We start from the raw sequence: 24,676 nt of genomic DNA, 5'->3' as shown, positions 1-24,676 counted from the left end.
CACGCTAAAAAAGCCCGATTTTTAATCGGGCTTTTTTATTTACCCAGCTAGCACAGTATGACTTTCGCCGGAATTAAGAATTTATTATATTAGGAAGGGCCTTACTTTGCATACTTCTAGAAACAGCGCATTTAAATAAGGCCGTCAGCTACTATTGTCACCATGAAAATTATTTTACCACTGCGCACCATCCAACTGGCTTTGGGGCTGGCCGGCCTGCTTTTTGGCGCGGGCTGCACCTACGAGGTGGGCGAGGTAGTCGCGCCCTGCACCGAGGACCTGTCGGCCGTAACCTACGCCACTGACATCAAGCCCCTTTTGCAAGCCAACTGCTACCAGTGCCACAGCGACCAAAACAAGGGGGCGGGCGGCGGCTACAGCTGGGAAAACTTCAAGCGTCTGCAGGACTACGCCAAAAGCGGCGTGCTCACGGCCGTAGTCGAGCAAACCGACAAGAGCTACAAGAACGTGTATATGCCACGCGGCGGGCAGAAGCTCTCGGCCTGCGACATCGAGCGCATTAAAGCCTGGGTTGCGGCCGGCGCCCCCCAAAATTAAGCGCCGCCTGTCGTGTCCTACCCCCCCTTCCCCCGCCGCTGTCTACCGGCGCTGCTGTTGCTGCTGGGCCTGAGCCTGGGCGGCGCCGGCGCCGCCCAGGCCCAAACCAAGTACCTGACCCGCACCGGGCGGGTCACGTTCTTCTCAGCCTCCATTATGGAGGACATCGAGGCCCGCAACGAGGAGGCCGCCGCCGCCGTCGACCTCGGGGCGGCCCAGCTAGCCTTCTCTATCCCGATTCGCGGCTTCAAGTTCAAGCGCACCCTCATGCAGGAGCACTTCAACGAGAACTACATGGAATCGGAGAAATATCCTAAGTCCACGTTTTCGGGCAAGTTCACCGACTTGAGCCTCGAAACCTTGCAGCTGCCCGGCGCCCATCCGGTGCACATCGAGGGCGATTTGACCATCCACGGCGTCACCAAGCACATCTCGGTGCCCGCCTCGGTCGAGCTGAAGGAGGGGCATATCCTGGCCTTCGCCCTCTTCACGGTGGCGCCGGCCGACTACGCCATCGACGTGCCGCTGCTCGTGCGCGACCACATCGCCAAGACGGTCAGCATCCGCGTGGCCCTCACCTGCGACGTAGTGCCGGCCGCGCCGGGCCGCGCCGCCAACTAGCGCGCCGGCCTCCCTCCCTGCTCTTACTCTCTTCTTGTCCTTACTTCCCGATTGATTCGCTCATTACTTACTGCTATGCTTACCCGCTACTTTTCCGCTTCCTTTTTCCTGCTGAGCGCGGCCCTGCTGACCTTGGGCGCCGCCCCGGCCCAGGCCCAGGCCGACCTGCTCGGCGACCTAGAAAACACTACCCCCCCCGCCCGGCGGGAAGTGGTGCAGGCCACGTTCAAGGGCACCCACATCATCAACTCCCAAACCGTTGAAATCGAAGGGCCCGGCACGCTTAACTTCCTGATTCAGCACCGTTTCGGCACCATCGACCAGGGCCCGTATGAGCTTTTTGGCCTCGACCAGGCCGTGCTGCGCCTCGGCTTCGAGTATGGCCTAACCGATAAAGTGGCCCTGGGAGTGGGGCGCTACAACATCGACAAGACCTTCGACGGCTTCGTGAAGTACCGGGCCCTGCGCCAGACTTCGGGCGGCGCCGGCGCCACGCCGGTTTCGGTGACGCTCTTCACGTCGGCGGCCATCATGACCCGCAAATTCGACGGCGACAACGAGGAAAACCGCACCACGGCCTCGCGCCTAGCTTACACCTACCAGGCCCTGATTGCCCGCAAGTTCAGCCCCGAGCTGTCGGTGCAGCTCATGCCCACGCTGGTGCACCGCAACTACGTGATGGCCGATGCCGGCAAAAACGACGTGTACGCGCTCGGGGCGGGCTTTCGCCAGAAAATCACCAAGCGCATTGCCTTCACCGGCGACTACTTCTACCTGCTGCCCGGCGGCAAGTCGGCCAAGATGCGCAACCCGCTGGGCCTGGGCGTAGATATCGAAACCGGTGGCCACGTCTTTCAGCTGCACCTGAGCAACTCGCGCGGCATGGCCGAAGCCGTTTCCCTGACCCAGACCACCGAAAATTTCCTCACCGGCGGCATCTACTTCGGCTTCGCCGTGGCCCGCAACTTCACGGTGCGCTCGAATCTGCGTTAATAAATTCCCTACCCCCCTTAACTTGAAAAGCCCCGCCGTATCACTACGGCGGGGCTTTTCAAGTTAAGGGGGGTAGGGAATTGTGGCCTTACACCAGGATGCCCTCGGCCACCACTTCCTTCACCTCGGGCACCATGCGCTTGAGCAGGTTTTCGATGCCCGACTTGAGCGTGACCGTGGCCGAGGGGCAGCCCGAACACGAGCCTTGCAGATTCACGGTGACGGTGCCTTCGTGATACGACTTGAAGGTGATGTTGCCGCCGTCCTGCTCCACAGCGGGGCGCACGTAGTTGTCGAGCAGGTCGATAACTTTCTGGGCCGTCTGCTGGTCGGCGGCCGAGTGGTCGCCGGTAGCGGCGGCCTCCTGCGCGGCCTTGTGGGCCAGGGCGGGGTCGACGGTGAAGAGCGGGCCGCCGGCCTCGACGTAGCTTTTCAGAAATTGGCGCAGCTCGGGGATGAGCTGGGTCCAGGTCATGTCGGGCTGCGTTTTGGTGATGGTGACGAAGTTCTGGGCAATGAAAACGCGGCCCACGTAGTCGAAGTTGAACAGCTCCTGGGCCAGCGGCGAGTCGGCGGCAGCCTCCAGGGTGGGATAATCGACGCTCACCCCATCGGCGAGCAACTGCTGGTTGAGCACAAACTTCATGCTCTCCGGGTTCGGGGACGCCTCGGCGTAAATGGAAATGGCAGACATGGCTTTAGTGGTTAACGGTCAGTGATTAGTGGTCAATCAGCAAGTAAAAATCGTCAGTTAAATGCCAACGCGAACTGACAATAGGCAGCTAATAACCCACCCACAACAGCGTCAGGGCGGCGCAGGTTGCAAAGGTAAGAGGGGGGGTAGGGATTGGTGCCCGCGGTCAGGCCCGGTTGGCGCGGGCGCGCAAGACCAAATCGGCCAGCACCAGCTGCGTCATGGCCTCGACGATGGGCACGGCGCGGGGCAGCACGCAGGGGTCGTGGCGGCCCCGGCCGGCTAGGCTGATGGCCTCGCCCTGGTCGTTGATGGTTTCCTGGGGCTGCAAGAGCGTGGCCACGGGCTTGAAGGCCGCGCGAAACACGACGTCCTCGCCATTGGAGATGCCGCCCTGCACGCCGCCGGAGTGGTTGGTGCGGGTGCGCACGCGGCCGGCCTCGTCGATATAAAACGGGTCGTTGTGCTGGGAGCCGGCCAGCCGCGTGCCGGCAAAGCCGGAGCCGATTTCAAAGCCCTTTACGGCGTTGATGCTCAGCAGCGCGTGGCCCAGCACGGCGGGTAATTTGTCGAACACGGGCTCGCCCAGGCCCACCGGCACGCCCCGCGCCACACCCGTGATGACGCCGCCCACGGTGTCGTGGGCGTCGCGGGCCGCCTCGATGCGGCGCTGCATCAGGGCGGCCGTTTCGGGGTGCGGGCAGCGCACGAGGTTGGTTTCGATGAGGCTTAAATCCAGCTCCTGATAGCCCAGGGGCAGCTCTATCTCGCCCACCGCCGACACGTAGGCTTGCACCGTGAGGCCGAGCTGCGCCAGCAGCTGCGCCGCCACCGCCCCGGCCGCCACCCGCGCCGCCGTTTCGCGGGCCGAGGACCGCCCGCCGCCGCGGTAGTCGCGCCGGCCATACTTTATTTGATAGGTGTAGTCGGCGTGCGAGGGCCGGTAGGCGTGCTGCACGTGCTCGTAGTCGCCGGAGCGCTGGTCGGCATTGGGAATAAAAAGGCTAATGGGCGTGCCGGTCGTTTCGCCCTCAAACAAGCCCGACTGAATCTGCACCCGGTCGGCTTCCTGCCGGGGCGTGGTCAGGGCCGACTGCCCCGGCCGGCGCCGGTCCAGCGCCGCCTGGATGTGGGCCGCGTCCACGGCCAGCCCGGCCGGGCAGCCGTCGATGATGACGCCGATGCCCGCCCCGTGCGACTCGCCAAACGTGGTGATGCGAAACAGCGTCCCGAAAGAATTTGACATCGAAGGGTTGAGTTTTTAAGGATTGAGTTAAAAAAGTGCTATGCCCCGCCTTTTGAGATGAAGACAGCGACGCAAACGCAGCCAAAGCAGCCTTGACGGAATGCGAGGGGGTAGGGATTCTGGGGGCTTGAGGCAATAAGGTAAGAGCAGCCAACTGCTTCAAGCTTCGGCAAGCTGCACCCAGCCACTTTTCCCCACTCACAACATAAGGCTCAAAACTCAAAATCTCCGGCTTCGCCACCAGCCCACGGCGGCCACGCCCAGCACGGCTAGCACCAGGTAGCGGGCCGCCTGCCGCACCCGCGCATACACGTCGAGGTCCTGGAGCGTGGCATCGGCCCCGGCCAGGGCCGGGCCATAGAAGGGGTCGTCGGTGGGTTGGCTGCGCGGCAGGGGGGTAGGCGGCCGGCCCAGCACCACGGGCCGAAGCCGCGGGCGTAGCACGGCGTAGCGGGCCGTGCGCGGGTTGAAGATGGCGAGCTGCACGAGGCTGTCGAGCGGCAGCGGGCCGGGCTGCCGGGCCACGAGGCGGTAGCGAAACGTCTTGCGGCCCGCGCCGCCAGGCAGGCGCTCCTCGCGCACGTCGGGCCCGTACACGTCGAGGCCGGGCCGGGGCCCTAGCGGCGGGGCGGCCAGCGCCGCCAGGTTGCCGCGGCCCTCCACTGCCAGCACGTAGGTAAACGGCTGCCCGGCCCGCGGACGGGTGAGGCTCAGTCGCTCACGCAGCTCGTAGTCGCCCACGGCCACTTCGGCACCGGGCACTACGCCATCGGCGCCGGCCGGGCGGGGCGGCAGCGGGCGCACGGCCACCCGCAAGCCGGGCGCGAGGTAGGTTTTGTAGGTGGCCAGGCGATTATCCACGCCGGGCTCGGGCTTCTTCAGCACCCGGAACTTGGTCATGGTCAGCGCCAGAGCCGGAAAAAGTAGCGGTGCGCTCGTGAGGGGATAGTAAGTGCTTTCGGCCAGCCGGTAGCGCAGGTACAGCTGCGTGCCGCGCCGCACCGAATCGGGCGTGGCCGGCGCCTCGGGGGCGGGCACCTCCCAGGCGCCGGGCTGGCGCAGTTGCCGCAACAGGCTCGGCAGCTGGTCGTTGTAGTCGTGAAACGCCAGCAGGGCCTGGTCGGCGGGCGTCAGGTAGAAGTACAGCCCCACCCGCACGCCCTGCCCCACGAACACCTGCGGCCGCTCGGCCACGATGGCCAGAAAAGCCCGGTCGGGCGGCTCGGTGTAGAGGGCCGGCTTAGGCTTGCCCAGCAGCTGGTCGAGTGAGCCGATGCCCGCCGGCGGCGAGGCGGGCGCCGGGCTGGGGTTGGCGGCCGGCGGGGGGGTAGGACCGGCCGGACCCGGCGCGGAACCAGGACTGGCGGCGGGTTTGGCCGCCGCGGGGGGGGTAGGGGCCGTAGGCGTGAGCGGGGGCGCGGGCCCCACCCGCACCCGCCCGCCCGCGCTGCGCACCAGCAGGCCATTGACCGTCAGTTGAAACGGCTTGATTACGAACTCGCCCTCACCGTAGGGCGCGTAGCGCTGGCTGATGGTCAGCTCACTGAAGCTGCGGCCCTGCACCACCCGCGTGGTAGTGGTGCTGGTTTTGCCGCTTTTCCTGAAGCCTTCCAGCTCGGGAAACTCGGTGTACTGCTGCAAGGCGGCCCCGCGCAGGCGGAAGCCGAGCGTGTAGTAGTCGGTCAGGGCCACGGCGCGCGGCCCCAGCACGATGGCCACTTCGGGCGGCACCTGCCGGGCCGGCGCGGCGGCGACGACCACTGCGGTCAACAAGCAGAGGAGCGGGGCAGAAACCAAGACAGCTAAAGCAAAGCAGCGGCCCCAAAAGTACGGCCTCCCGGCTTGGCCGCCATCGTCGGAGCTGCCCCTGCAAAGGCTCCTCAGTGGTACTCAGCCTATATTTTTTAGCTTATTAAGCTGAATCTTGCTTAAAATACTGTTCAGCTCAATCCTTACTTTCCGACTCGTCGTACCTTGGCCCTGATATCCCGATTCAACCTTGTTTTCGTCCTATCGAACCTAGCATAGTTAGGTCAAGAGCGCGCCGGGAATTGGTTTTGTACTTTTTTTATTTTCTTCTACATTTCTTTATGTCCGACCAACTCAAAAATCAGGACGCTACTACGGACGGCCTGGCCCAGCCGCTGTACACGCCCATCAAGCGGCGCTCGTTTTTCATGTATGCCGGCGCTACCGCCGGGGCCACCGCCCTGCTGCTCTCCGGCTGCGACGACGATGACGACAATAATCCTTCGCTGCCGGCCGGCAACTCCACCACCGCCAACGGCTCCATCAGCCTCGGCTCGGGCGACGTGGGCGTGCTGAACTATGCCTACGCGCTGGAGCAGCTGGAAGCCGACTTCTACGACCGCGTAGCCAAGCTCACCAATGGCGCGGCGCTAATAGGCACCAACGAGTTTGCCTACTTCCAGCAAGTAGCCAAGCACGAAGCCATTCACCGCGACTTCTTCAAGGCGGCCATCACCCGCGACGCCGCCGGCCAAGTGCTGCGCGACCTGACGCCCAACTACCCAGCGGGCACTTTTGACAGCCGCACCAGCATTCTGGCTACGGCCAAAGCCTTTGAAGACCTCGGTGTGGCCGCCTACAATGGTGCGGGCAAGCTCCTCAAAACGCCTGCTTACCTCGTTATTGCCGGGCAGATTGTTTCCGTGGAAGCCCGCCATGCCGCCTATATCCGCGACCTGATTGCGCCCGGCTCCTTCGCCGCCGACGACCAGGTGAACGCGCTTGGTCTGGACATGGCGATGACGCCGGCCCAGGTGCTGACCGTTGCGCAAACCTTCGTGACCGAAAAGCTGGATGGTAGCACCATTGGCGTTAACTAATCCCTCTCCCTTCCATTGTAATTAATCTTCGCCATGAATTTCTTCAATATCATCAACCAGCTCGCCGAAGTGGACCCCGACGTAATGGGCCGCCTGGATTCGCGGCGCGCGGTATTCAACTCGCTGACCATGACTGGCAAACGGGTGGCTCTGGCTGCCACGCCCGCCCTGCTGGCTTCGTTTTTCTCGAAGGCCTATGCCGGCACCACCGCCGGCGACTCCAAGGAGGTTTTCAACTACGCCCTGACGCTGGAGTACCTGGAGGCCGACTTCTATAACAAGATGATTGCTTCGCCCCTGTTCGCCACGGCCTCGGACGTGGACCGGGCGGCTATCCAGCAGATTTCGAAGCACGAAACGGCCCACGTAAACCTGCTGAAGACGGTTATCAGCGGCATCGGCGGGACGCCCAATGCGCCCGTTACCTTTAAAGCTGCCACATTTGCTACTTATAAAACGTTCGCGGAGCAGCTGGTGGTAGCACAGCTGCTGGAAGACACTGGGGTGCGGGCTTACAAAGGCCGCGCCGGCGACTTGCAGGGCATTGCCGACGTTAACATCGCTGGCGTGGGCATGGTCAATCCGTTGCAGGCCGCGCTTCAAATTCACTCAGTGGAAGCGCGCCACGCCGCCCACATCCGCTACATGCGCGGCCAGACGCCCTGGATTAGCGGCGACGGCGACCTCGACGGGCAGGAGCACTACAAGGGTGCCATCCCGGAAAGCAACACCACTCAATCAATGGTGGACATCACCAAGCTGGGCTCCGGCTACAGCCCCAAGGACGCGCAGGCTTCGTTCGACGAAATCCTGACCGTGGCCGAAGTAACCGCGCCTTCGCGCGCCGGGGGCCTGATTGGCGCCTAACAAACTGGGCCCTACCCTCTCTTTTGCAGCTAAGGCCTCTAAGCCGGCTCCGCCTCCGCGGGGCCGGCTTTTTTGTGGTTTGGGAAATCAGCTTTCCGCCGGATGGCAATTTTAATTAGCAGCCGTAACCTGGGCATTTAGCGTTTTCTTATAGTTAACGCTCAGATTTTTACTAAGGTAAAATAGAACTCCAGCGGTAATAACTTTCGGAGAATGTGTGCTATTGGACAAACCCTGGCCGTTGTTTGCGCCGTATGCGAGTTGAATATGAATTAGTTGCCCCGCGTTTCAGCCGCTACTGGTTAGCCAAGTCTTCCCAATTTTATTTCCTACCCCCTCTTTTCTTACCTATGTCCGACCAACTTAAACCCCAGGACCCCGCGACCGAAAACCTCGCCCGGCCGCTGTACACGCCCATCAAGCGGCGCTCGTTCTTCATGTATGCTGGCGCCACGGCCGGGGCCACGGCGCTGCTGCTCTCGGGCTGCGATGATGATGACGAAAATAATACCGATGACGACCCGGCGACTAGCATAACTGATGTTGGTAGCGCTGATGTGGGTGTGTTGAATTACGCCTACGCCCTGGAGCAGCTTGAAGCCGCGTTTTATGCGCAGGTAGTAGCCGGCTCCTATTACGCCGGGGCAAGTGCTGCTGAGAAGCAGATTCTGGGCGACATTGCCATCCACGAGCGGATTCACGTTGACTTTTTCAGAACTGCCATTACGGCGGCTACGACTGCCAATCCTACGCTGATGCTAAAGCCGCTCAACCCGGAATTTGGGGCGATTGACTTTACTTCCAAGACCAGTGTGCTCGGTGCGGCGCGGACGTTTGAAGACCTTGGCGTGGCTGCCTATAATGGGGCTGGCCAATTCATCACCAATCCTGACTACTTAGTACTAGCCGGCAAAATCGTATCGGTGGAAGCCCGCCACGCCGGTCTCATCCGCGACCTGATTACAACCAACACCTTCGTGGGTGAGGACGTGGTAAACTTTAACCTGACCGGCGCCAACGCCCGGCAGGAAAAGTCGAAGTTGCCGGCCGAAGTGCTGGCCTCGGCCAATACCTTCCTGAAGGCTGATTCGCAGCTGAGCGCTACCAGGTTGGTGTAGGCTTCATTCGTTTTCTTTTCCTTTCATCTTTCGACTTATCCTGTCTTGTTATGGACTTATTTAAAATCTTCTCCGAAATCGAAAAAATCGATGAAGAGGTGTATGAGCGTTTCGACACCCGGCGCCGCGTGTTCAAGCACATGGCTGGCTTAGGCAAAACCATCACCGCCGCCACCATGCCCGCTATGCTGAGCGCGATGTTCAACAAAGCATATGGCCAGACTGCCGGTCTGGATGCCAACATTATTGCCACGCTCCGCTTGGCGTTGCAACTGGAGTATCTGGAGTTTCACTACTATGATCAAGGCTTAAAGGCGCCGAACACCAATACCATCATTCCGGACGCGGACCGGCAGGCCATCACCATCATCCGCGATGATGAGGCCGGCCATATAGACGCTATTCGGACGGTGCTGGGCAAAGGCAGTACTAATGATATTCCCGACCCAGGCCCTACGGCCTTCGATTATACCGCCCAAGGCCGGTTGATGCCGTTCAGCTCGGCGGCCATGTACTACGGCACTTCGCAAGGCTTTGTGGATACCGGTGTGCGGGCCTACAAAGGCGGCGCTCCCAAGTTAATGACTAACAAGGCCATCCTGACGGCGGCCCTCAACATTCACTCAGTGGAGGCCCGGCACTCGTCGCACATCCGCGAGTTCCGCCGCGTACTAGCTGGCTCAAATAATGGCGGCGACGTGGCCGGTGGCACCAACAATCTAAATCCGAAGAGCTGGGTTTCACTAGATGAAAATGGCGGCCCCGCACCCGCTGTTACTGCCCCAGTGTATGGGCCCGGTACTACTACTGCTTTCCCAGCCGAAAATAATGTGATACAGGCTACGGTGAACGTGCAAACCAACACCCCTAGCTACCCCACCATCGCTGGTTACACACTCAATGCAAATGCCGCCGCCTCGGAAGCGTTTGATGAGCCCTTAGATGATGTTCGAGTGAAGGAAATTGCGCGTAATTTCCGTTCCCCGGCTGGGGAAGCTCTTGGTCTTTTCGCCTAAACCTAAATTTAGCATCGTAAACAGCTTGAAAAGGGCGGCCCCGCTGGGTTGCCCTTTTTGGTGCTTTCCTATCCCCTATGCAGCCTTCAACGCGGGGCGAGTATCTTTGTAGGCAGCTGCGTAGGAGTAGCGGGCTTGTTTTCTTTTTAATGACTGACCTCCCTTCTTCATCCGAATCTGCCCCGGCGGCCGGCGCCGTGCCGCGCCGGGATTTTTTGCGCGTGGCCGGCGCCTCGGCCGTCACGGTGGGCTTGGTGCTGGCCGGCTGCGGCAAAGATGAGCCGACGCCCGATACCACCACGCCCACGGTGCTCAGCTTCGGCAACGACCAGAGTACCGGCGACATGCGGGTGCTCAACTACTTGTTCTTTATCAAGCAGCTGGAGTTTGCCTTCTACGACAAAGCAATAGGTGCTTTTCCAGCCGACGTCACGGCCCCGGAGCAGACGTATTTCCGCGACCTGCGTGACCACGAGCTGGTGCAGCGGCAGGTGCTGGGCAATGTGCTGGGTGCTAACGCGCTGGCGCCACTGCCCTTTGACTTCGCGTCCGTCACGCTCAACACCCGCGCCGGCGTGCTCGATGCCGCCAAGCTGCTCGAAGATACCGGCGCCCAAGCCTTTCTGGGCGTGCTACCCCTGCTCAATAGCAATACGCTCTTCACGCTGGCCGCCAAGATGGCCTCGGCAGAAGCCCGCCACGCGGCGCTGATGCGCGACGTGCAGACGCCCGGCTCCTTTGTGGGCGACGATGTCGTGGAAACCACGGGCTTGCAAGCGGGTCAGGCTAAAGCCCTCACGCCAGCCGAGGTGGCGGTCATTCTGAAGCCGTTCCTGCCCACGCTCACTATCAACACCGACTCGCTGCCCACGACTTAGCCGCGCGCTGCGGGGCGGCTTTTGCTTTCTCTTATGAATTTGCTTTCCCTGCTCGATACGCTCGGCACCGTGCCCGCTGTTTCGGCGGCCGGTGCGGCCGGGCCCGCTAGCTTGCCCGCTGGGGGGCGCCGGACCTTGCTGCGGGCCGCCGGCCAAGCCGGCGGGCGGGCGCTGGCCGCGGCCCTACCCCTCTCGCTGCTGGCAACCCCGGCGGCCACCGCTCAGCTCACCGAAACCGTGCTCGACAGCCTCACGCTGCTGCTCACGCTGGCCGACCTGCAAGCCGCGCTCTATACCCGTGCCCTCGACACGGCGGGCTTGGTTCCGGCCGACGTGCGCGCCGACCTGGTCTTGATTCAGACGCAGCAGCGGCAGCAGGCCACTTTTCTGCGGCGGCTGTTTGAGTCCGCTGGCGCCTCGGTGCCCGCCGCGCCCGCCTTCGATTTCAGCGGCAGTCGCAATGGCACGGGGCCGGTGCTGTTTGCGGGGGTGTTCGCCTCGTTCAGCGATTTTCTGCAGCTCGCCCAGCCCCTGGCCGATGCCGCCGCCCGCTCCTACCTGGGCCAGCTAGCTACGCTGCGCACCAATGCGCAGCTGCTGGGCGCGGTGCTGCGCCGACAGGCGGTGGAGGCCCGGCAAGCAGCGCACCTACGCACGCTGCGCCGGAACCTGGGCAGTGGTCCTACCCCCAAAAGCTGGCCTAGCCTTACCGACCCGGCGGCCCCAGCGGTCTTGGCCGCCATTCAGGCTGGGGAAGACAACCTGAACCAGGCCGTGCCCGGCACGGCGGCCGGCAGCCTGCGCTACATCAATTTCAACGCCTTGTTCACTAGCTCGAGCGTGCAGACTACGGCCCTGGCCGAAGCCTTCGACGAGCCGCTGTCAACGGCGGATGCTGCCGCCTTGCTGGCCTTGTTTCGATAAGCCGGCGCCGCAACATTTTGGCATTTTAAATTAGAAAGACGGCTTCGGCCGTTTTTTTATGCGTCAGGAGCATCAACTCACCGACCACAATATAGATAAAAATGGTTTTTATTCGGCCGATTTCGTACCTTTCCGGCCTGAATTAGCTAGGCCCCGTTGGGGGCTAGCCGGACACTTTCACTTATTCATTCCCGCTTTTTATCGACGCCTTATGCTGGACTACGCAAAGATAATTCTGCTCAAAGTAAGCTTCAATAAAGCTTTATTTGAAAAGGAGCTGCGCAAAGCCCTGCGCGTAGTGCTGCCAACCGAGCTGCCCGATTTCCGGGCCTGGTGCTACCAACAATTTGCCGGCATTTACCGCAAGGTGCTCAAGCGCGCTTTCGGCAGTTTAAATTATAGTGGTTAGTGATTAGCAGCTAATGACTAATTATCAAGTCTTTAGACCACTATAGCAGTCTGATAATTAATCGTTAGCCACTAAGTTCCTACCCCCCCTCCGTCACGAAACGGATGTTGCGCCGCAGGCCATCGTAGCCCGTGCGCTTTACCGCCGACTGCCGAAACAACTCCGTGAACAGCTCGTGCGTGATGTCCTGCCAGTCGCTGCGCGTTAAGTCTTTTAAGTTGGGGTTGGCTTGAAACTGCGCCTCCGGTGTGGGCTGACTGAAACGGTTCCAGGGGCACACGTCCTGGCAGATATCGCAGCCAAAAATCCAGTTGCCGAGCTTGCCGCCGACCTCATTTGGAATCTGCCCCTTCAGCTCGATGGTGAAGTAGCTGATGCACTTGGAGCCATCCACGACGTATGGCTCGGTGATGGCCTGCGTGGGGCAGGCATCGAGGCAGCGCGTGCAGGTGCCGCAGTAGTCCTGAATGGCGTGGTCGTAGTCCAGTTCCACATCCACAATCAGCTCGGCGATGAAGTAAAATGAGCCCGCGCCGGGCGTAATCAGGTTCGAGTTTTTCCCTACCCACCCCAGTCCGCTCTTTCGGGCCCAGGCCTTGTCGAGCACCGGCGCCGAATCGACAAAACAGCGCCCGGAAATCTCGCCAATCTCGGCCTGCATATCCGCCAGCAAGGTTTTGAGCTTGTCCTTGATGACGAAATGATAGTCGCGCCCGTAGGCATACTTGCTGATTTTCAGCGTGTCAGCAGGCTGTTGCGCTTCCGGGGGGGGGTAGTAATTCAGCAGCAGGGAAATCACCGATTGGGCGCCGTCGACCAGCAACCGCGGGTCGAGGCGTTTGTCGAAATGGTTTTCCATCCACGCCATCTGGCCGTGCCGACCCTGGTGCAGCCAGTTTTCCAGCCGTGGCGCGTCTCCTTCCAGAAAGCCGGCCCGCGAAATACCGCAGGCCATAAAGCCCAGCTCCGCGGCGCGGCGCTTGACGTAGGGCGTCCATTCGGCACGAAGCAGCATCAGGCGGTAGGGGATAGGGTAAAAGTTACAGACGGGAATAAACTGGAAATATCGTTGGTTACGGGCTAGCAAAGGCAGTTCGTACATCTACGATTTTAAAAAAGAAACGCGCCGCTGCTAGGCTAGTGGCGCGTTTCTAATTCAGCCCAGCCGAGACATCCCGGCCCTACCCCTCCTGCGCTGGAAACAGCTCGCCGTTGTTGCCGCGCAAGTGCTGGGGCAGCAGGCGGCCCAGGTGCTGATAGGCCGCCTCAGTGGCCTCGCGGCCCCGCGCCGTGCGCTTGATGTAGCCTTCCTGAATCAGGAACGGCTCATAGACTTCCTCAATCGTCTCGCCTTCTTCGCCGCAGGCGGTAGCGATGGTGCTGATGCCAACCGGGCCACCCTTGAACTTGTCGATGATGGTCGTCAGGATGCGCTTGTCCATGTCGTCGAGGCCGCGGGCGTCCACGTCGAGGGCGTTGAGGGCAAACTGCGCGATTTCGACGGTGATGGTGCCGGTGCCTTTAATCTGGGCAAAGTCGCGGGTGCGGCGCAGCAGGTTGTTGGCAATGCGCGGGGTGCCCCGCGAGCGGCGGGCAATTTCGAAGGCCGCGTCCTCGTGAATGGGTGTACCCAAAATCTCGGCCGAGCGCAACACAATGGTGGTCAGCAGCTTGGAATCATAATATTCCAGGCGTGCCGAAATCCCGAAGCGGGCGCGCAGCGGGGCCGTCAGCATCCCGGAGCGCGTGGTGGCGCCGATGAGCGTGAAGGGTGAGAGCGAAATCTGCACCGAGCGGGCATTCGGGCCCGAGTCGAGCATAATATCGATGCGATAATCCTCCATCGCCGAGTACAAATACTCCTCCACCACGGGGTTAAGGCGGTGAATCTCGTCGATGAAGAGCACGTCGTGCGCCTCCAGGTTGGTAAGCAGGCCGGCTAGGTCCGAGGGCTTGTCCAGCACCGGGCCCGACGTCATCTTGATGCCCGCGCCTAATTCATTAGCAATGATGTGGGAAAGCGTGGTTTTGCCCAAGCCGGGAGGGCCGTGGAGCAGCACGTGGTCGAGGGCGTCGCCGCGCTGCTTGGCCGCCGCAACGAACACTTTCAGGTTTTCCAGAATTTTGTCCTGGCCGGTAAAGTCATCGAAGCTGAGTGGCCGCAACGCCTTGTCGATGTCCTTGTCAGTGGGGTCGAGGTGGTCAGCCGCGCCGGTGAGATAGGCTTCGCGCATGAGAGTATTGTAAGAGTTTTAAGACGGGTTAAGAACGCTGCGCACGCTAAAAAAACTCCTTTCAGCCGCAAATAACGCCCATTCGGCGGCCTCACAAGCGCAGCAGCCTGAGACGGGGCGGGCGGCGCGGGCGGGCGGCCCCTGGTTTGCGCTAGCGGCCAGCTGCCGCCGGCTGCTTGCCCCCGCGAATGGCCCGTCTTTTGGTAGTGACCAGCCGCCCTGGCCTAGTGGCGGGAGGTGGGGGTAGGCGGATATACTTAAACCAAGTTCCGTTTTGCTAAATCGATGAGCCTAAGGCAGTTGAGTATTTAATAATTCAGGAATCATACTATTTGCTGGGCTTGACCATCTCAAAGTTTTTAACCAACTTACGTCCCTTAATCCTTTTACCTCTCAGCTTATTGACCCATGTTTCCGCCCGATGATTATCTGGAAGACAGCCCTGAATCCAATTCGGAGCCCGAAGAAGTAGAGTTGAGCGCCGCGATGGCCCTGATTCCGGCCGACTTTTATGAGCAGCTGGCCCCGGTGCTGCAGCTCTGCGCCGTGGCCAACTTCCTGCTGCTGGGCCGCCAGACTGACCCCGTGCCCCAGGCCATCGCCCAGCTTACGGGCTTCGACCTAGCTGCCACGCGGCAGGTGAGTCGCCTGCGTAGCTCGGCGGGTCTGGGCCGGCTACTGCTGCAACAGCCCGAACGCCTGCACGATTATCTGCTGCTCGGGCAGCTCACGTTTGCAAGTTCGCTTTTCGACGCCGTCCGGCGGCTGCTGCCCGATGAGGCCGGCGAAGATGACGAGGTAGCGGAGTCTCTGCGTGAGTTTTTGATTGAGACAAGTGAAGAAATTATTACCAATTTAACTGAGTTTTTAACCTTTGCTTTTCCTACCCTCGACCAGGACTGGCACCTGCGTCGCTTGCAGTTGGAAAGTATTTTTGCCCGCCTCGAAGATACGCTAGTGCCTTTGAGGCTGCCTGCCGACGCCCAGGAATCCACGACGGCCGACACGGCTGCCGTAGCGGCCCAGCTGCAACTTTCCCTGACGCAGTCGGCGGCCCTGCAAGCGGCTCTGGCGTTGCCAGCGCAGTTGGCGCAAGTCCCGGAGCTGCCGTTTGCGCGCGCTGTAGCGGAACTGCCGGGCTTGCCCCCAGCGCAGGCCGCAGCTTTGCGAAAGCGGTTCCAACAGCTGAGCCCAGCTAGCACCATCGCCCTTTCCCTACCTGAGCTGGCCCTGCTCTACCAGGCGGCGCAGGTTCGGGCCCTAGCTCTGGTGAGCGGAGCCCTCGATGACCTGCCTGCGCCGTGTGCTGCGCGCTCGTCATCGGCTACTCCCTTCGAGGACTGCGCCGAGTTGGAGCAGTTCGTACAATTCATTCAAACCACGTTTCCCGACGAGCTTACGCTGATGGCGGCCCGGCGCGAAGTTGAAACCCTAACCATTCTGCTATAGACTCAATCCCTACCCCCTTCCAATAAAGAAAGCCCTGCTGATACTACATCAGCAGGGCTTTCTTTATGAAAATGCCTTCTACTTAAAGGCCTGAATGCCGGTAATATCGGCGCCCGTAATAAGCAGGTGGATGTCGTGGGTGCCTTCGTAGGTAATGACCGATTCGAGGTTCATCATGTGGCGCATGATGGGGTACTCGCCCGTGATGCCCATGCCGCCGTGAATCTGCCGCGCCTCGCGCGCCACGTGCAGGGCCATGTCTACGGAGTTGCGCTTGGCCATTGAGATTTGGGCGCTCGTGGCTTTGCCTTCATTCTTTAGAACGCCGAGGCGCCAAGCCAAGAGTTGCGCCTTGGTGATTTCGGTTATCATCTCGGCCAGCTTGCGCTGCTGGAGTTGGTAGCTCGCAATCGGCTTGCCGAACTGCTCGCGCTGCAACGAATATTTCAGGGCCGATTCGTAGCAATCGATGGCCGCGCCGATGGCGCCCCAGGCAATACCGAAGCGGGCCGAATCGAGGCAGGAGAGCGGACCTTTCAGGCCGTCGATGTTGGGCAGGATGTTTTCCTTCGGAATTTTCACGTCCTCAAACACCAGCTCGCCGGTGGTGGAGGCGCGCAGGCTCCATTTGTTGTGGATTTCGGGGGTTGTGAAGCCTTCCATGCCGCGCTCGACGATGACGCCCTTGATGCGGCCTTCCTCGTTCTTGGCCCAGACCACGGCCACCTGGCACTCCGGCGAGTTCGAAATCCAGAGCTTGGCGCCGTTGAGCAGGTAGTAGTCACCCTTATCCACGATTTTGGTGGTCATGCCGCCGGGGTTCGAGCCGTGGTCGGGCTCGGTGAGGCCGAAGCAGCCCAGCCACTCGCCGGAGGCCAGCTTGGGCAGAAACTTGCGGCGCTGCTCCTCCGAGCCGTACTGGTAAATCGGGAACATCACCAGCGAGCCCTGCACCGAGGCCGTGGAGCGCATCCCGGAATCGCCGCGCTCAATCTCCTGCATGATGAGGCCGTAGGAAATGTAGTCGAGGCCGCCGCCACCGTACTCCTGCGGGATGGTCGGCCCGAAGGCCCCCACGTCACCGAACTTGCGCACAATCTCGGATGGGAAATGCCCGGCCTGCGCCCACTTCTCAATGCTGGGCGAAATCTCCTTTTTCACGAAATCGCGGATGCTCTGCCGGATGAGCAGGTGCTCCTCGGTGAGCAGGCCGTCGAGGTCGAAGTAGTCGGTGAAGCCGTTGGCGTTGGTGCTGCCCTTCTGGCTGGTGTGGGCCTTGGCTTGGGGAGAAAGTACGTCGGCTTGGGAGGACATAGTGGTTGGGAATTAAAGGGGGGGTAGGCAAAGATAACAGGCCGCTAACAGGCCGGACGGGAACCGGGTTCGGCGAGCCGGGCGGGCGCCGGGCCGCTAAATTCGCCGGGCCGCATTCTCCAATGGCGCAGTTTCCCGTACAGCCTCCATCCTACCCCTCCGCCACGTTCTGCCCGATTATTTATGAGCCACGCAAAGAAACTTAACGAGCTGGAAGCCACGGCTATCTGCGGCAACGACATTTCCTCGTCCTGCCTCTACGTGTCGGCGCTGGCTATTTCTTACGCCGGGCAATACGCCTGGCTGGCGCTGCTCATCGTGGGGGCGGTGCTGTTTCTATTCCGCAAAATCTACGGCGAGGTCGTTGGCGCCCTGCCCCTGAACGGTGGCGCCTACAATGTGCTGCTCAACACCACGAGCAAGCGCAACGCGGCGCTGGCCGCCTGCCTCACCATTCTTTCCTACATGGCCACGGCCGTGCTCTCGGCCAACGAGGCCATGCACTACCTGCACACGCTCTGGGCGGAGCTGCCCATTATCGGGGCCACGCTGGGACTGCTGGGACTGTTTCTGGCCCTCACCCTGCTGGGCATCTCCGAGTCGGCCATCGTGGCGGTGATTATTTTTCTCACTCATCTGGTCTCGCTTACCCTGCTCGTGGGCGTGGCCATCTGGTACCTGGCCACGCACGGGGCAGGAAATCTGAGCCTGAATTTTCAGGCGCCGGTGAAGGGCGGCAGCATCGTCACGGCCCTGTTTTTCGGGTTCAGCGCGGCCATGCTGGGCATTTCGGGGTTTGAAAGCTCAGCCAACTTCGTGGAAGAGCAGGCGCGGGGCGTATTTCAAAAAACGCTGCGTAACATGTGGATTGTGGTGACGATTTTCAACCCGCTGCTCGCGTTTCTGGCCATCGCGGTGCTGCCGCTGGCCGAGGTGGGGCAGCACACCGAAACCCTGCTCTAACACCTGGGCACTGTCACGGGTGGGCGCTGGCTGGGCACGGTGATTTCAGTTAATGCGGTGGCCGTGCTCAGCGGGGCGGTGCTCACCTCGTTCGTGGGCGTGAGCGGCCTGATGAAGCGCATGGCTCTGGACCGCATCCTGCCCCAGTTTTTCCTGAAGGAGAACACCCGCAAAAGCAACTACGTGATTCTCATCACGTTCTTTTTGCTCTGTGTGTCGGTGCTACTGATTACGAACGGGCCGCTCGGGCCGCTGGCGGGCGTCTACACCATCTCATTTCTGTCGGTGATGGCCTTTTTTACCCTCGGCAACTTCCTGCTCAAGCGCAAGCGCCCCAACCTGCCGCGGCCCGTCTACGCGAGTGTGCTGACCGTGACGCTGGCCCTGCTCGGCGTGCTGGTGGCCCTCTACGGCAACGTCGTGATTCACCCCGACTACCTGGTCGTGTTCCTGCAATACTTCCTGCCTTCGATGGCCCTGGTCGCCATCATGCTCAATCGCACGGCCATCTTCAACCTGTTGCTACCGGCCACGCAGTCGCTGGAAACGCGCCTGCCGCAGGCCGCCCGCGCAAGCCGCCTGCAGATGCAGCGCCAGCTGCGCGAGCTGACGCAGCAGGAGTTTGTGTTCTTCACCAAGAATGACAACGTGGTCAACCTCAACAAGGTAATGGCCTACGTCGTGGAAAACGAGTTCACCAAGCGCCTGAAAATAGTGACTGTGCCGGCCCGGCGACAAGTATCCCGACCATCTGCTGGACGACATCAGGGTGCTCGACCGCGCTTACGAGCAGATTGAGGTAGAAGTAGTTACGCTGGAAGGCGAGTTTGGCCCCGCCCTGATTGAGGAGCTGTCAACCAAGTGGAACGTCCCCAAAAATTTCATGTTCATCGGCTCGCCCGACGACCGTTTTCCCTATCAGCTCTCGGAATTGGGCGGGGTGCGGCTGATCATTTAATCTGCACCATCTGCGATTAAAAGCGCAGGTTCACGGCGGCCAGCAGGTTGCGTTTGGCTTGCGGATAGAAGTAGTTGAAATACTGCGCCCTACCCCCACTCACGTAGCCATAGGTGTAGCCGTTGTTCACGTACTCGGTGGCAAAGATGTTGTTGAGCAGCACCGCCAGCTCTATTTGCTCTAAACCAAGCTTTCGCGGTTGCCAGCCGTAGCGCAGGCGCACATCCTGCACGTAGTAGCTCGGGATGCTGCGGGCGGCGGTGCTAGTATTGTCCAAATACTGGCGGCTGGCGTAGCGGGCCAGCGTGGCGAGCTTGAGGCCGGACAGCGGCTCATACTCGGCGGTGTAGGCGAAAGTGAGGCTGGGCGAGAAAGAAATAGTCGTCTGCTTATAAGCCGTGACCTGCTCGCCGCCCTGGTCGTAGTCGGCCAGGTAATCGCGGTAGTTGTTGATTTTGTTGCGGCTGATGGTGGCCGTAGGACTGAGGGTGAGCTTATTATGAACTCGCGCAGCCAGCTGCAACTCCAGGCCGGTGCGGTAGGAGTCGCGCACGTTGGCGTGGATGGGGTTGCCCACGTCGTCGAGCTGCCCGCTGAGCACGAGCTGGTCGCGGTAGCGCATGTAGTAGTAGTTGGCCGACCATTGCAGCGGGCCAGTAGTGCGGCGCAGGCCGGCTTCGATGTTGTGCAGCTTTTCGGCGGTGGGGCGGCGGGCGGCGGGCGTGTCGGTGTAGTCGGTGCGGGTGGGCTCGCGCTGGGCCAGGGCGTAGGAGGCGTAGGCGGCCAGGCCCGCGCGCAGTTGATAGGTCAGGCCAGCTTTGGGGTTAAGGAACTGAAAGTCAATGGCCTGCTGGCTCTTGGCATTGTCGGGGCCGCCGTTGGGCGCCAGCAGCTCGTAGTTCACGTAGCGGTATTGCAGGTCGCCGAAGGCGGAAAGCTGCTCGGTGAGCGCAGCCGTGGCGCGGGCGTAGGTGTTCACGTCCAGCTTGTGGGCGTTGGGCTCCTGGGCGTAGCGGCTGCCGCTTTCCGGAATATTCAGCCCGCGCTGCGCCCAGGTCAACTCATCGAAGTGCTGGCCGCGGTAGTCGACCACCGCCCCACCGAGCGTCGCCTCAGTGAAACGGCCGGCGGCGGGCCGCAGCTGCAAGGCATAGGTCGCGCCGTAGAGGTCCGTTCGGAGCCAGCGGCGCCGAATCACGTCCGTAGTTGTGAGCGTGTCGAGGCCGCCGGCCGGGTTAGGCTGATATCCTGGCCCAGTAATGCCGTATTGCTCGAAGTCTTGATTGGCCTTGTACTCCTCGTAGTAGCCGCCGCCGCGCGTCCAGAAGGGCGTCACGCTCAGATTTAAACTGCTTGAAAGCTGGCGCGAAACCAGGAACTGGTAGTAGTCCTGCTGGTAGTTGTCGGTCTGGTTTTTATAGGCCGGCAGGTGCTGGCCGTAGTCGGTGCCGGCCTCGTTGTAGCGGCGGTTGCGGTGCAATAGCGAGTCGGCCAGGCCGTACCAGCTCTGGTAGGTGGTCTCGTAGCCGGTGAGCACCAGGGCGCGCAGCAGCGTTTTCTCATCCGAGTACGTGCCCGTCAGATACAGCGACTTGAGCCGGGCGCTGGCCCGGTCGATGTAGCCGTCGCTCTGAATGCGCGAGGCCCGCGCATCGACGGCGAAGTGGCCGCCGAGCAGGCCGGTGCCGGCCGCCACGGTCGTTTTCCAGGTGCCGAACGAGCCGGCTGAGTTGTTGATTTCGCCGTAGGCTTTCGAGCGCAAGCCCAGGGTTTCCACGTTCAGGCTGGCGCCGAAGGCGCCCGCGCCGTTGGTGCTGGGTCCGGCGCCGCGCTGCACCTGAATGCTCTGCACGCTGGAAGCCAAATCGGGCAAATCGACAAAAAACACGCCGTGGCTTTCGGCCTCATTCACCGGCACGCCATTGAGGGTCACGTTGATGCGGGTGCCGTCGGTGCCGCGGATGCGCAGGCCGGTGTAGCCCACGCCGGTGCCCGCGTCGGAGGTCGTCACTACGCTCGGTGTCTGGTCGAGCAGGTAGGGCAAATCCTGGCCGAAGTTGCGGGCTTGCAGCTCTTCGCGGCTCACGTTCTGGTAGGCGGTGCCGGTTTTTTCGGTGGCGCGGGTGGCCGTCACCACGGCGTCGGGCGTGAGGTTGCGGGCGGTTTGCAGCGCGAGGGGGGGTAGGGATTGGGCGGCGGGCTGCCCTTGCAGCGGCTGGCTCAGCGCCTCGAAGCCCACGTAGCTGATGCGCAGCGTATGCGGGCCGGCCGGCACGGCCGGCAGCTCGAAGCGGCCGGCGGCATCAGTAGTAGCACCCAGGCCGGGCAAATCCGTGATTACGACCGTGGCGCCGGGCAGGGCCTGGCCGGTTGGGGCCGCGGTGAGGGTGCCGGACACGGGGCCTTGCGCCCGCGCCGGCGCGGAAGCCAGCGCCAGCAGCGCCGCCCCCGCAAGGAGTACAGTTTTCAAAAAAGGAAAGGAAAGAATAGAACGCACGGCAGCCCCAGGGGTCGGAGCCGCCGCGGAAACGTCCGTGGATTGTTTGTTCCCTGCGCCAGCATTACCTGGTTCAGGTTCAATGGGTATTATCTCAGCCGCCTTCGTGCACAAAGGCAGCACCCCTAAACATGCGGCAAAGGTAAGGCCGAAGCGGCGCTTAATGAAGAATGAGGAGTGAAGAATTACTGCTGTGGTAATTCTTCACTCCTCATTCTTCATTAAGCGCCGCGCCAATCTGCCAGCTTTTTGTTAATTTAGGCAGGCCAAACCAACTGCTGCCCGGCCGCAACACCCAGGGCCGATGCTGCGTTGACATTAAGCGCCGCCTGCCTACTGCTCCTGCCGCCCCTAGCTCGTTTATCCGATGTATATGCTGCTCTATACTTTGCTGTTTCTGGCGGCTTTCACCCTGATTTGGGTGGTGCCGCGCCGCCGGCCGCGCCCGCGCCCCTCCCAGCCCGACGATGACAACGACGGCGGTGGTGAGCCGCGCGACTCCGGCCTGCCCGACCTTGACCTGCCCCCCGGCATCACCCTGCCCATCAACGATTGGGAGCCAGATTACAACCGCCCCCGCGTGCCGGCCGGGTAGAAAGCGGGTTGGTTTAATGAGTTGATTAAGCTACGCCCGGCGGGACGGCATGTTGGCAATGAGGCCCGCTAACCAAAACGACCAAGCCCCAGCAGAGCGACACCCGACGTTTGCTAACGTTTGTGTGTCGCCCTGCTGGGGCTCAATTGTTTTCCTACCCCCCCTTTTCCTACCAACATGTCGCCCCGCCGGACCTTGCGAATCAGGCAGCAGCGGCGCTATCAAGGGGCGCCGCCCCTTCCCTACCCCAGCTCCACGTGGTAAGCCGCCGTAAAGCGCTGGCCGGGCGCTAGCGTCAGGATGCCTTCCTTGTCGGCCAGCTCCTGCGGCGGGCCGGCGGGGCTGGCGACGCCCTGCCAGGGCTCGATGCAGACGAAGTTCGCGCCGGGGCCTTTGGTCCAGAGACCCAGGTAGGGAAAGCCGTCGAAGCGTACGCGCACAAAGCGCGCTGAGCGGCGCGAGCGCAGGGTGAGGGCGGTGAAATCGTAGTTTGAGAACACCAGCGCATCGTCGGCGAATAGCTCGTAGCGCAGCGGCAGCTCGGCTTGCTGGGTGAGCACGGGCGCGGTTTCGCCGGTGCGCAGGCCGCCGCGCAGCAGCTGCCGGGGCAGCGTGACCGGGTGGTCGAAGGCGAAGTAATAGTCTTCAAACTGCTCTTCCGGCAGCAGCGGGCACCGAAAAGCCGGGTGCGCGCCGATGCTGAACAACAGCTCCTGCCCGAGGTCAGGATTGTGCACTTCCCAGCCCACGGTGAGCGTGGTGCCGCGCAGCTCGTAGCGGATGCGCAGCGCGAAGGCAAAGGGGAAAACTTCGTGGGACTGAGCATCATCACGCAGCTCAAACGTCAGCGCCTCAGCGCTTTGACCGATGAGCGCGAACTCCCGGTCGCGGGCAAAGCCATGCTGCGGCAGGTGAAACGACCGGCCCCGGTGCAGAAACGTGTCATCGGGCAGGCGGCCGACGATGGGAAACAGCACCGGCGCGTGGCGGCCCCACACGGCCGGCTCGGCGGGCCAGAGGTAGTCGAGCGCATCGAGGGTGAAGCTGGTCAGCTCAGCGCCGTGGGGGCTGAAGGTGGCCCGGCAGCGGGCGTTAGTAAGGGTTAGCATAATTAGCATAAAAGGAGGGGGTAGGGAAATGAGGCAAAAAGCCGGTCATGCTGAGCTTGCCGAAGCATCTCTACCACGTAAGTAATTAATGGCTAGCAACGATTGAATTAGTTAGCGGTAGATATGCTTCGCTCTGCTCAGCATGACCGGCTTTTTGCCTCATTTCACCCCTCACTTCCCTACCCCCTTCCTTGTGCTGTAAGCCCCTCAACCGCCGCCACGGCCCGCGCCAGCCGCTGCGCATCGGTGCCGCTGATTTCGGCTACCAGCCAGCCCAGCGCGGCCAGCTCGCGGCGATACAGTTGCATAAAATGGGCCCGCAGGTGCGGATGCTCGCGCAGCGGGTCGGGCTGCCAGGGCAAATCCACGTCGGGCAGCAGTGTGAGGGCGTAGCGCGGGCGGCGCAGCTCCTCGACAATCCAGGCCGGGCAGCGGCCAAACGCGTGCTCAGCCCAGACTTTTATCACCAGCAAATCGGTATCACAAAACAGCAGCCCATGCCCCCGCGCGGCGGCCATTTCTTCCTCTCGCAGCTGGCCGCGGGCTATTTCTTCCAGGTCGGGCAGCGCATAAGCCGGGCCGTGGGCGGCCAGGTACTCGCGGGCGTATTCCGGGACGAAGGCGGCGCCGAAGTGCGCGGCCAGCTGGGCAGCCAGCGTCGATTTGCCGGTCGATTCGGGACCAGTGATGGAGATGCGCCGCATTAGACGGGCAGCTTTGCGGCCGGGGCGGGGGCAACGGCCGGGCGCAGGGCGCGGCGCCACTCCAGGTAGCCGTACACGGCCAAGCCCAGGTAAAGCGCGTAGAGCGCCGTGGTCGGGTAGAGCTGCTTAAACCAGAGAATGGGCACGTAAATGATGTCGACCACTATCCAGACCAGCCAGTTTTCCAGGCGCTTGCGCATCAGCAAGTACTGCCCTACGAGGCTGCCGCCGGTCGTAAAGCTGTCCCAGTAGGGCAGCGCGGCGTCGGTGCGGTGGGCGAAATAATAGCCCGAGCCCAGCGTGAACACGGCCGCGAAAAGAGCCAGCGCCGCCCACTCGGCCGGCCGGGTGCGCGTCACGGGCAGCGCGGTGCGGCCCCGGCCGCCGAAGCGCCACTCGTACCAGCCGTAGAGGTTGAAGAGAATGAAAAAGACCTGCAAATTGCGGTCAGAATACAGCTGCGTGCGGTGGTACACCAGCACGTAAAGCCCGCAGCTGACGATGGCCACCGGAAAATTCCAGAGCGACTCGCGCGCGGCCAGCCACACGCAGGCGAAGCCTGTGAGCACGGCCACCCACTCCAGCGGCGTGCCGCCGGCGGCCGACGTCCAGAAATGGTAGAAGTCAGGTAGGGACATAAAAGAGGCGGGCCGCGCCGGACAACTCGCCCGGCGCGGCCC

At 61.9% G+C, this 24,676-nt stretch carries 23 protein-coding genes, 1 pseudogene and 1 riboswitch; of the genes and pseudogenes, 14 read left to right on the top strand and 10 right to left on the bottom strand.

The window, feature by feature from the left end:
• Positions 1-162 precede the first annotated feature (162 nt).
• The 3 genes from ACFE70_RS01130 (at position 163) to ACFE70_RS01120 (ending at position 2,172) form a co-directional block, all read left to right on the top strand.
• Entirely contained in the window at positions 163-558 is a 396-nt protein-coding gene (locus ACFE70_RS01130; protein ID WP_375415859.1) for a hypothetical protein, read from the top strand.
• A gap of 12 nt (positions 559-570) precedes the next feature.
• Positions 571-1,179, top strand: a complete 609-nt coding sequence (locus ACFE70_RS01125) for a YceI family protein (protein WP_375415858.1) — start codon at positions 571-573, stop codon at positions 1,177-1,179.
• Between the two features lie 75 nt (positions 1,180-1,254).
• On the top strand, positions 1,255-2,172 hold the full coding sequence (locus tag ACFE70_RS01120) for a DUF5777 family beta-barrel protein (protein ID WP_375415857.1): 918 nt from the start codon (positions 1,255-1,257) through the stop codon (positions 2,170-2,172).
• Positions 2,173-2,260: 88 nt separating this feature from the next.
• On the opposite strand, the gene ACFE70_RS01115 is transcribed toward ACFE70_RS01120, so the two are convergent.
• From ACFE70_RS01115 to ACFE70_RS01105, 3 genes are all read right to left on the bottom strand, one after another.
• Positions 2,261-2,866 carry a NifU family protein gene (locus ACFE70_RS01115; protein WP_375415856.1) on the bottom strand — a complete coding sequence of 202 codons (606 nt, stop codon included), beginning with the start codon at positions 2,864-2,866 and terminating at the stop codon, positions 2,261-2,263.
• A gap of 166 nt (positions 2,867-3,032) precedes the next feature.
• Positions 3,033-4,112 carry a chorismate synthase gene (aroC, locus tag ACFE70_RS01110; RefSeq protein WP_375415855.1) on the bottom strand — a complete coding sequence of 360 codons (1,080 nt, stop codon included), beginning with the start codon at positions 4,110-4,112 and terminating at the stop codon, positions 3,033-3,035.
• Positions 4,113-4,331: 219 nt separating this feature from the next.
• Complete coding sequence (locus ACFE70_RS01105; RefSeq protein WP_375415854.1) at positions 4,332-5,885, bottom strand: hypothetical protein; 1,554 nt, start codon at positions 5,883-5,885, stop codon at positions 4,332-4,334.
• Positions 5,886-6,202: 317 nt separating this feature from the next.
• On the opposite strand from ACFE70_RS01105, the gene ACFE70_RS01100 reads away from it, so the two are divergent.
• The 7 genes from ACFE70_RS01100 (at position 6,203) to ACFE70_RS01070 (ending at position 12,173) form a co-directional block, all read left to right on the top strand.
• On the top strand, positions 6,203-6,961 hold the full coding sequence (locus ACFE70_RS01100; RefSeq protein WP_375415853.1) for a ferritin-like domain-containing protein: 759 nt from the start codon (positions 6,203-6,205) through the stop codon (positions 6,959-6,961).
• A 33-nt stretch (positions 6,962-6,994) separates the two neighbouring features.
• Positions 6,995-7,828 (top strand): ferritin-like domain-containing protein, encoded by an 834-nt coding sequence (locus tag ACFE70_RS01095; RefSeq protein ID WP_375415852.1) that lies wholly within the window; start codon positions 6,995-6,997, stop codon positions 7,826-7,828.
• A 350-nt stretch (positions 7,829-8,178) separates the two neighbouring features.
• Positions 8,179-8,946 (top strand): ferritin-like domain-containing protein, encoded by a 768-nt coding sequence (locus ACFE70_RS01090; RefSeq protein ID WP_375415851.1) that lies wholly within the window; start codon positions 8,179-8,181, stop codon positions 8,944-8,946.
• Between the two features lie 50 nt (positions 8,947-8,996).
• Positions 8,997-9,962, top strand: a complete 966-nt coding sequence (locus ACFE70_RS01085; RefSeq protein WP_375415850.1) for a ferritin-like domain-containing protein — start codon at positions 8,997-8,999, stop codon at positions 9,960-9,962.
• Positions 9,963-10,111: 149 nt separating this feature from the next.
• Positions 10,112-10,840, top strand: a complete 729-nt coding sequence (locus ACFE70_RS01080; protein ID WP_375415849.1) for a ferritin-like domain-containing protein — start codon at positions 10,112-10,114, stop codon at positions 10,838-10,840.
• 33 nt (positions 10,841-10,873) lie between these two features.
• Entirely contained in the window at positions 10,874-11,764 is an 891-nt protein-coding gene (locus tag ACFE70_RS01075) for a ferritin-like domain-containing protein (protein ID WP_375415848.1), read from the top strand.
• 58 nt (positions 11,765-11,822) lie between these two features.
• Positions 11,823-12,173, top strand: coding sequence for a hypothetical protein (locus tag ACFE70_RS01070; RefSeq protein ID WP_375415847.1), 351 nt, complete (start codon positions 11,823-11,825; stop codon positions 12,171-12,173).
• A 79-nt stretch (positions 12,174-12,252) separates the two neighbouring features.
• Here ACFE70_RS01070 and queG read toward each other — a convergent pair whose 3' ends face one another.
• Together queG and ruvB are read right to left on the bottom strand one after the other, a co-directional pair.
• The gene (queG, locus tag ACFE70_RS01065; protein WP_375415846.1) at positions 12,253-13,188 is read right to left on the bottom strand and encodes a tRNA epoxyqueuosine(34) reductase QueG; all 936 of its coding nucleotides are present in this window, start codon (positions 13,186-13,188) and stop codon (positions 12,253-12,255) included.
• A gap of 166 nt (positions 13,189-13,354) precedes the next feature.
• Complete coding sequence (ruvB, locus tag ACFE70_RS01060; RefSeq protein WP_375415845.1) at positions 13,355-14,407, bottom strand: Holliday junction branch migration DNA helicase RuvB; 1,053 nt, start codon at positions 14,405-14,407, stop codon at positions 13,355-13,357.
• Positions 14,408-14,815: 408 nt separating this feature from the next.
• On the opposite strand from ruvB, the gene ACFE70_RS01055 reads away from it, so the two are divergent.
• On the top strand, positions 14,816-15,856 hold the full coding sequence (locus ACFE70_RS01055) for a hypothetical protein (RefSeq protein WP_375415844.1): 1,041 nt from the start codon (positions 14,816-14,818) through the stop codon (positions 15,854-15,856).
• Between the two features lie 78 nt (positions 15,857-15,934).
• On the opposite strand, the gene ACFE70_RS01050 is transcribed toward ACFE70_RS01055, so the two are convergent.
• Positions 15,935-17,170 carry an acyl-CoA dehydrogenase family protein gene (locus tag ACFE70_RS01050; protein ID WP_375415843.1) on the bottom strand — a complete coding sequence of 412 codons (1,236 nt, stop codon included), beginning with the start codon at positions 17,168-17,170 and terminating at the stop codon, positions 15,935-15,937.
• A gap of 183 nt (positions 17,171-17,353) precedes the next feature.
• Between ACFE70_RS01050 and ACFE70_RS01045 the strand changes: the two are divergent.
• A pseudogene (locus ACFE70_RS01045) lies at positions 17,354-18,931 on the top strand (APC family permease).
• Positions 18,903-19,091, top strand: a complete 189-nt coding sequence (locus tag ACFE70_RS01040) for a hypothetical protein (RefSeq protein WP_375415842.1) — start codon at positions 18,903-18,905, stop codon at positions 19,089-19,091. The pseudogene ACFE70_RS01045 and the gene ACFE70_RS01040 overlap by 29 nt, the downstream one beginning before the upstream one ends.
• A 16-nt stretch (positions 19,092-19,107) precedes the next feature.
• Here the strand turns inward: ACFE70_RS01040 and ACFE70_RS01035 are convergent, their stop codons facing one another.
• Complete coding sequence (locus ACFE70_RS01035) at positions 19,108-21,561, bottom strand: TonB-dependent receptor (RefSeq protein WP_375415841.1); 2,454 nt, start codon at positions 21,559-21,561, stop codon at positions 19,108-19,110.
• A gap of 58 nt (positions 21,562-21,619) precedes the next feature.
• Positions 21,620-21,725, bottom strand: a riboswitch (TPP riboswitch).
• A gap of 236 nt (positions 21,726-21,961) precedes the next feature.
• Between ACFE70_RS01035 and ACFE70_RS01030 the strand changes: the two genes are divergently transcribed.
• A complete protein-coding gene (locus tag ACFE70_RS01030; RefSeq protein WP_375415840.1) occupies positions 21,962-22,183 on the top strand; it encodes a hypothetical protein in 222 nt (73 codons plus the stop codon).
• Between the two features lie 242 nt (positions 22,184-22,425).
• On the opposite strand, the gene ACFE70_RS01025 is transcribed toward ACFE70_RS01030, so the two are convergent.
• The 3 genes from ACFE70_RS01025 to pnuC all read right to left on the bottom strand — a co-directional run bounded on the left by ACFE70_RS01025 (position 22,426) and on the right by pnuC (position 24,634).
• A complete protein-coding gene (locus ACFE70_RS01025; RefSeq protein WP_375415839.1) occupies positions 22,426-23,301 on the bottom strand; it encodes an aldose 1-epimerase family protein in 876 nt (291 codons plus the stop codon).
• Positions 23,302-23,471: 170 nt separating this feature from the next.
• Positions 23,472-23,996: an AAA family ATPase gene (locus ACFE70_RS01020; RefSeq protein WP_375415838.1), complete on the bottom strand. Its 525-nt coding sequence runs from the start codon at positions 23,994-23,996 to the stop codon at positions 23,472-23,474.
• Positions 23,996-24,634 carry a nicotinamide riboside transporter PnuC gene (gene pnuC, locus ACFE70_RS01015; RefSeq protein WP_375415837.1) on the bottom strand — a complete coding sequence of 213 codons (639 nt, stop codon included), beginning with the start codon at positions 24,632-24,634 and terminating at the stop codon, positions 23,996-23,998. Before pnuC ends, ACFE70_RS01020 begins: the two co-directional genes overlap by 1 nt.
• Positions 24,635-24,676 lie beyond the last annotated feature (42 nt).

The organism is uncultured Hymenobacter sp., from assembly GCF_964243305.1.
GTDB lineage: Bacteria > Bacteroidota > Bacteroidia > Cytophagales > Hymenobacteraceae > Hymenobacter.
This window is presented reverse-complemented; position numbering and strand designations above follow the sequence as displayed.

Bases quoted from the DNA above. Each gene is read 5' to 3' on its own strand.
- ACFE70_RS01130 (WP_375415859.1), top strand. From the start codon at position 163: ATGAAAATTATTTTACCACTGCGCACCATCCAACTGGCTTTGGGGCTG.
- ACFE70_RS01120 (WP_375415857.1), top strand. From the start codon at position 1,255: ATGCTTACCCGCTACTTTTCCGCTTCCTTTTTCCTGCTGAGCGCGGCC.
- ACFE70_RS01115 (WP_375415856.1), bottom strand. From the start codon at position 2,866: ATGTCTGCCATTTCCATTTACGCCGAGGCGTCCCCGAACCCGGAGAGC.
- aroC (WP_375415855.1), bottom strand. From the start codon at position 4,112: ATGTCAAATTCTTTCGGGACGCTGTTTCGCATCACCACGTTTGGCGAG.
- ACFE70_RS01100 (WP_375415853.1), top strand. From the start codon at position 6,203: ATGTCCGACCAACTCAAAAATCAGGACGCTACTACGGACGGCCTGGCC.
- ACFE70_RS01095 (WP_375415852.1), top strand. From the start codon at position 6,995: ATGAATTTCTTCAATATCATCAACCAGCTCGCCGAAGTGGACCCCGAC.
- ACFE70_RS01090 (WP_375415851.1), top strand. From the start codon at position 8,179: ATGTCCGACCAACTTAAACCCCAGGACCCCGCGACCGAAAACCTCGCC.
- ACFE70_RS01085 (WP_375415850.1), top strand. From the start codon at position 8,997: ATGGACTTATTTAAAATCTTCTCCGAAATCGAAAAAATCGATGAAGAG.
- ACFE70_RS01080 (WP_375415849.1), top strand. From the start codon at position 10,112: ATGACTGACCTCCCTTCTTCATCCGAATCTGCCCCGGCGGCCGGCGCC.
- ACFE70_RS01075 (WP_375415848.1), top strand. From the start codon at position 10,874: ATGAATTTGCTTTCCCTGCTCGATACGCTCGGCACCGTGCCCGCTGTT.
- ACFE70_RS01070 (WP_375415847.1), top strand. From the start codon at position 11,823: ATGCGTCAGGAGCATCAACTCACCGACCACAATATAGATAAAAATGGT.
- queG (WP_375415846.1), bottom strand. From the start codon at position 13,188: ATGCTGCTTCGTGCCGAATGGACGCCCTACGTCAAGCGCCGCGCCGCG.
- ruvB (WP_375415845.1), bottom strand. From the start codon at position 14,407: ATGCGCGAAGCCTATCTCACCGGCGCGGCTGACCACCTCGACCCCACT.
- ACFE70_RS01055 (WP_375415844.1), top strand. From the start codon at position 14,816: ATGTTTCCGCCCGATGATTATCTGGAAGACAGCCCTGAATCCAATTCG.
- ACFE70_RS01050 (WP_375415843.1), bottom strand. From the start codon at position 17,170: ATGTCCTCCCAAGCCGACGTACTTTCTCCCCAAGCCAAGGCCCACACC.
- ACFE70_RS01030 (WP_375415840.1), top strand. From the start codon at position 21,962: ATGCTGCTCTATACTTTGCTGTTTCTGGCGGCTTTCACCCTGATTTGG.
- ACFE70_RS01025 (WP_375415839.1), bottom strand. From the start codon at position 23,301: ATGCTAATTATGCTAACCCTTACTAACGCCCGCTGCCGGGCCACCTTC.
- ACFE70_RS01020 (WP_375415838.1), bottom strand. From the start codon at position 23,996: ATGCGGCGCATCTCCATCACTGGTCCCGAATCGACCGGCAAATCGACG.
- pnuC (WP_375415837.1), bottom strand. From the start codon at position 24,634: ATGTCCCTACCTGACTTCTACCATTTCTGGACGTCGGCCGCCGGCGGC.